This window comes from Marinimicrobium sp. UBA4509 (genome assembly GCF_002388575.1).
In the GTDB taxonomy this organism is placed as follows: domain Bacteria; phylum Pseudomonadota; class Gammaproteobacteria; order Pseudomonadales; family Cellvibrionaceae; genus Marinimicrobium; species Marinimicrobium koreense.
In genome coordinates, this window is sequence record NZ_DGMV01000032.1 from 135,304 (window position 1) to 141,001 (window position 5,698).

The following is a 5,698-nucleotide window of genomic DNA, read 5'->3' on the forward strand; positions in this document are numbered from 1 at the left end:
TTTCAACGCCCCAACTGGTCGCCCTCACGCAGCCCGTCGGTCAGCGAGTTGACCAGGGTTTTCAGGATCCGGTCACCGACATTGTGGCCGTAGGTATCATTGATCTGCTTGAAATGATCGAGATCAAACAGCAACAGGGAGAACTGCTGGCCATAGCGTTCGGCGTTGGCCATGCTCATCTGCACCAGATGCTCAATCCGGTAGCGGTTCAGGGTGCCGGTCAGGGAGTCGGTGTTGGCCACTTTTTCCAGGTGCTGATTCGCCTCCGCGAGTGCCTTGCGTTCGCGCCGCAGGTATTCATTCAGCCGGGTAATTTCATGGGCGGCGGCAATGACCGCCAGGTCATCGCCCAGATCCCGGGCGGCGTTGATCTCGGCCGGGTGCCAGGACGAGCTTTTGCCACTGACCTCTTCAACCCAGGATGCAAAGGACGTTCTCGGCGACAGAACCGTGCGTCCGTCGCGCACCTCGGCGACCTTCTCGGGTTTGCCCGCCCAGGGAATCATTTCAAACTGCTCTGGACGAAACAGCAGTAACCAGCCCCGGGCATCCATGTCAATCAGCAGGGGCATGGCCAGCAGTCCGCAGCACCAGCTCTGTATCGCCTCAGCACAGGGGTAGCCCGAGGCGCTGAGCGAGGTGGTGGCCCAGGGCTCCGGCTCTTTGAGCTCAGCGTCAAGCCAGTTGGTCAGCTCGCGCACCTGATCCTCGTCGGGGGTCTTGCCGGAGCGGGTGATTTCGCCAAGATACACCAGCGCAATCCCCTCCACCCGGAACAGCTGCCGCCAGTGCTCGGCGTGCTGCTGCACCAGATCTCGCGGCGCGTGACGCTCCTGAACCCCGTGGGCGAGCTGAACCCGATTGTCGTGGATCTGCTGCCGGTAGTGGGCGTCGGCCTCGGCTTTGAGCAGGAACAGGCGTTGGCTGGCCACTTCAACCAGAGTGGCAACGCTGTCCCGGGCAGACGGCGACAGAGACAGGGGCGTCTGGCTGTGACAGCTGACCAAGCCCCAGAGCCGGGAATCGGAATAGATGGCAACCGACAGAGACGATCGGACCCCCATGTTCTGCATATAGTCGCAGTGAATCGGCGATACCGCCCGCAAATAGCCCTGGCTCAGATCCAGCGGGCTGCCGTTGGCCGGATTCATCGCCGGCACGAGCGGGGCGGCCTCAGCCTGAGCATCGGCAATGACGCGAATGCGATTATTGCCGTACATGGCGCGAACCTGAGGCGGGATATCGGACGCAGGGAAGTGTTGCCCCATCAGGGAAGACAGCACCTCATCGCGGCTCTCGGCAAGCACCTTGCCATTCCAGTCGTCATCAAACGCGTAAATCAGCGAGCGGTTGTAGCCGGTAATGGACCGGACGGCATCGCACAGCCGATTGAGGACCTCATCCTCGGTGCGGGTTTCCACCAGCTTGGCAATCCAGTCGTTGACCAGGGACAACCAGCGATAGCGCGCCGAACCTTCCAGTTGTTCAAGCTCCACGATCACCGCATCGCCGCTGCGGTAGGCGACCACGTGCAGCTTACGGCTGATGCCAGCCAACTTGCGGGTGACGGTCATCGCCCCCGGGAGACGATCGGAATTGGCCAGCCCGCGCCGGATCCTGCCCAGCAGGCTGCTGCCCAGAATGCCTGCGGCACTGGCCCCGAGGCACTCGTTCACCGTCAACCCCAGGTGCTGGCGAACATTGGCGCTAACCTGCCAGACCCGCCGAATTGACGAATCAAAGCTCAGCAGCACTCCGAAGCTCTGCACGGCGCCGGGAATATGGATGGGCTCGCGCGCGCACTCTTCCTGCGCTGCCTGAAGCTCGTCCGCAAAACACTTCGGGGTTTCAGCGGTCACTCAGTTGCCTCTGCCAATGATCGAAATGGGCCTTCAGCCCGGTAAAGGTTGCCTTGGCGCCGGTCAGCGCGCAATGCCATGTCGCATCCAAAGGAATGGATTCCAGCCAGAGGCAAAGGCGGGTCCATCCGTCCTGGGTAACATGGTAATGAAAAAAGTCGGCGCCATTACTGCTCTCCAGGCCCAGGGATCGGTTCAATGCCCTGGCGATGACCCGCCCCCCTTGGCTGGCACCTTCCAGCACATACAGCACGCCGAGCGCCTCCTCCGTAGAGTCTAGCGGAGGCCGCCAACTCGCGCCCGTGCGGATATCGTGATCATCCGGCAATTGCAGCACGCGGCAGTCCTGATCCAGTGACGCCAGGCGAGACTGGTAACGATAGCCCACCTCGGGAAAACGCTCTCGAAGTTGCTGCTCGAGGGGCATTAGCGCCGGTTCCAGGGCACGGTAGTATGCCCGCTGAGCCCGCAGGATCTGACCGTATTCGATGAGGGTGAGTTCCGGGGAGAGCAGTCGCTGCATGAGCGGTTGGGCCTCGAGTGCCTTATGCTCCGCACGAGTGGCCGCGCGCAGCGCCTCTCGCAATGACTGATGATGGGACAAGGGCCGTCCTCTTACTCCCGGTAAAACTTCAAATGTGGCGTCTATATTAACATAGTTCACAGGCACCCCCCGCGCCATCATACACGGTAGAATAGCGCCTTTTCTGTGTGTCTGAGGATTTATCGAAATGCCGCGTGTCTCCCGCCAACTGTTTCACCCTCGCTACTGGCTGACCTGGGTCGGCTTTGGCCTGTGGTGGCTGATTGCCCAGTTGCCCTACCGGGTGCAGATGGCCATGGGAAGAGGGCTAGGGAAACTCGTCTGGCGCTTGGCCAAAGGTCGGCGGCGTACCGCGTTGCGCAACCTTTCACTGTGTTTTCCGGACATGGCTGAGCCGGAACGGACCAACTTGGCCCGACGCAACATTGAGTCCACAGCGATAGCACTGCTCGAAACCGGTATCGCCTGGTTCTGGCCACGTCGACGTTTGATGTCTTTATGCCACAGCGTGGAAGGGCTGGAACACTTGCAAGCTGCCCAGGCCTCGGGCCAGGGGGTAGTGTTTATGGCGATGCACTTCACCCACCTGGACCTGGGAGCCAAACTGGTGTGTTTGAACCATTCCATTGACGGTCTGTACCGGCCCCACAATAACCCGGTGTACGATCTGATCCAGCGCCACGGTCGGGAGCGCTTCAGCCAAGGCGGAATTGCCATTGCGCGGGAAGATATGCGGCATATGGTACGCCGACTGCGCCAGGGCCGGGCGGTATGGTACGCCCCCGATCAGGATTACGGCGACCGTCGCCCGCACGTGTTTGTACCATTTTTTGGTGTACCGGCGGCAACAATTACCGCCACCTCGCAGTTGCTACGCATGGGCCGGGCGCAACTGATTCCTTTCACCCATCACCGCCGGGCGGACGGTTCGGGGTATGACGTGAAGGTGTACCCGCCGCTGACGGAGTTACCCTCAGGCGATGAGACGGCGGATGCCCGGCGGATCAATGAGTTTATCGAAGAGAGAGTACGTGCCTGCCCGGAGCAATACATGTGGGTACACCGGCGTTTCAAAACCCGCCCGGAAGGGGAACCGTCTCTTTACTAGGCACTATGTTACTAGGCACTATGTCGGATTACGCTTCGCTAATCCGACCTACGAATGGTTGGGGTGGGTAGGTCGGATTAGCGAAGCGTAATCCGACACCCTGGCCACCTCAAACCGCGATATCGGCCAGGTTGCCTTTGCTTTCCAGCCAGACGCGGCGATCCGAGGCGCGTTTTTTGCCGAGCAGCATGTCCATGATCTGCATCGTGCCTTCGATATCGTCGATACCCAACTGAACCAGCCGCCGGGTATCGCGGGCCATCGTGGTTTCGCGTAATTGCAGGGGGTTCATTTCACCGAGGCCCTTGAAGCGCTGCACGTTCACCTTACCCTTTTTCTTTTCCGCCTCAATGCGGTCGAGGACGCCGTTCTTTTCACTCTCATCCAGCGCGTAGTACACCTCCTTGCCCACATCGATACGGTACAGCGGCGGCATGGCGACAAACACATGGCCGTTTTCCACCAGCGGGCGGAAGTGCTGGACAAACAGCGCACACAGCAGCGTCGCAATATGCAGGCCGTCGGAGTCGGCGTCGGCGAGAATGCATATTTTGTGGTAGCGCAGCTGGCTCAGATCCGCCGCGCCGGGGTCGACCCCCAGAGCCACGGAAATATCGTGTACTTCCTGGTTGGAGAAAATATCCCCGGCATCGACTTCCCAGGTGTTCAGAATTTTCCCGCGCAGCGGCATGATCGCCTGAAATTCCCGATCCCGGGCCTGCTTTGCCGAGCCGCCGGCGGAATCACCCTCCACCAGAAACAGCTCGCTGCGTGAGGGATCCGAGCTGGAGCAGTCCGCCAGTTTACCCGGCAGGGCTGGCCCCTGGGTCACTTTTTTGCGGGCGACTTTCTTGCTTGAACGCACTCGGCGCTGGGCATTGTTGACGCACAGCTCGGCCAGTTTGTCACCATCTTCAGTGTGCTGATTGAGCCACAGGGCGAAGGCGTCTTTGGCAATGCCGGAGACAAACGCCGCCGCCTCGCGGGACGACAATCGCTCTTTGGTCTGACCGGAGAACTGCGGGTCGGCCAATTTGGAGGAGAGCACGTAGCTGCAGTTGGCCCAGACATCCTCCGGGGCCAGCTTCACGCCGCGGGGCAGCAGGTTGCGAAACTCGCAGTAATCGCGCAACGCATCGAGTAGACCGGTGCGCAGACCGTTCACATGGGTGCCGCCCTGGGCGGTGGGAATCAGGTTCACGTAACTTTCCTGAACCAGTTCGCCCCCTTCCGGCAGCCACTGGACCGCCCAGCTGACGCCCTCGGTTTTACCGGAGAACTCGCCGACAAAGGGCTGTTCGGGCAGGGTTTCCCAGCCCTGGGTTGCGCCCTGCAGGTAGTCCCGCAGACCGTCCTCGTAAAACCACTCATCGGTTTCGCCGGACTGCTCGTCTTTGAAGGTGACCGTCAGCCCCGGGCAGAGCACGGCCTTGGCGCGCAGGTTGTGGCGCAGGCGGCTGACCGAAAATTTGTGCGAGTCGAAGTATTTCGGGTTGGGCAGAAAGCGGATACTGGTGCCGGTGTTGCGTTTGCCGCAGGTATCGATCACTTCCAGATCGGTGGCTTTGTCGCCATCCTTGAAGCCCATGCGATGCACCTGACCATCGCGCTTGATGGTGATTTCCAGCATCTGGGAAAGCGCGTTCACCACCGACACCCCCACCCCGTGCAGGCCGCCGGAGAACTGGTAGTTCTTGTTGGAGAATTTGCCCCCGGCGTGAAGGGTGCTCAAAATCACTTCCACCCCGGGTTTACCCTGCTCGGGGTGCATATCCACCGGCATGCCCCGACCGTCGTCCGAGATGGAAATCGAATGATCTTTATGCAACACCACCTGAATGCTTTTCGCGTGGCCGGCGAGGGCTTCGTCGACGCTATTGTCGATCACTTCCTGGGCCAGGTGGTTGGGCCGGGTGGTGTCGGTGTACATGCCCGGGCGCTTTTTGACGGGGTCTAGCCCGGTGAGTACTTCAATATCTTCCGAGGAGTAGTTCGCCATATCGGATTATTAACTCTGTAATCGGTCTTGTTGTTGGATTCGGGTTGTACCGCCTTGGGTCGCGGTTTTGAAAACGTCGCGTGCGGTAACGGCGGATGCGCTGCGCTTATCCGCCCTACGCGCATTTATACCGCTGCGCTCGGCCGTAGGGCGGATAAGCCGAAGGCGCATCCGCCGCTACCCATTCA

General features: G+C 60.5%; 4 protein-coding genes. 1 reads left to right on the forward strand and 3 read right to left on the reverse strand.

What is annotated here, in order from left to right; all coding sequences use genetic code 11:
• Window positions 1-2 precede the first annotated feature (2 nt).
• Complete coding sequence (locus B3520_RS04650) at window positions 3-1,859, reverse strand: sensor domain-containing diguanylate cyclase (protein ID WP_286875503.1); 1,857 nt, start codon at window positions 1,857-1,859, stop codon at window positions 3-5.
• Window positions 1,849-2,463 carry a biliverdin-producing heme oxygenase gene (locus B3520_RS04655; RefSeq protein ID WP_286804392.1) on the reverse strand — a complete coding sequence of 205 codons (615 nt, stop codon included), beginning with the start codon at window positions 2,461-2,463 and terminating at the stop codon, window positions 1,849-1,851. The genes B3520_RS04650 and B3520_RS04655 overlap by 11 nt, the downstream gene beginning before the upstream one ends.
• A 127-nt stretch (window positions 2,464-2,590) precedes the next feature.
• Here B3520_RS04655 and lpxL point away from each other — a divergent pair, with 127 nt between their 5' ends.
• Window positions 2,591-3,511, forward strand: a complete 921-nt coding sequence (lpxL, locus tag B3520_RS04660) for an LpxL/LpxP family Kdo(2)-lipid IV(A) lauroyl/palmitoleoyl acyltransferase (RefSeq protein ID WP_286804393.1) — start codon at window positions 2,591-2,593, stop codon at window positions 3,509-3,511.
• Window positions 3,512-3,620: 109 nt separating this feature from the next.
• Here the strand turns inward: lpxL and parE are convergent, their stop codons facing one another.
• Complete coding sequence (gene parE, locus B3520_RS04665; RefSeq protein WP_024461272.1) at window positions 3,621-5,510, reverse strand: DNA topoisomerase IV subunit B; 1,890 nt, start codon at window positions 5,508-5,510, stop codon at window positions 3,621-3,623.
• Window positions 5,511-5,698: the final 188 nt, after the last annotated feature.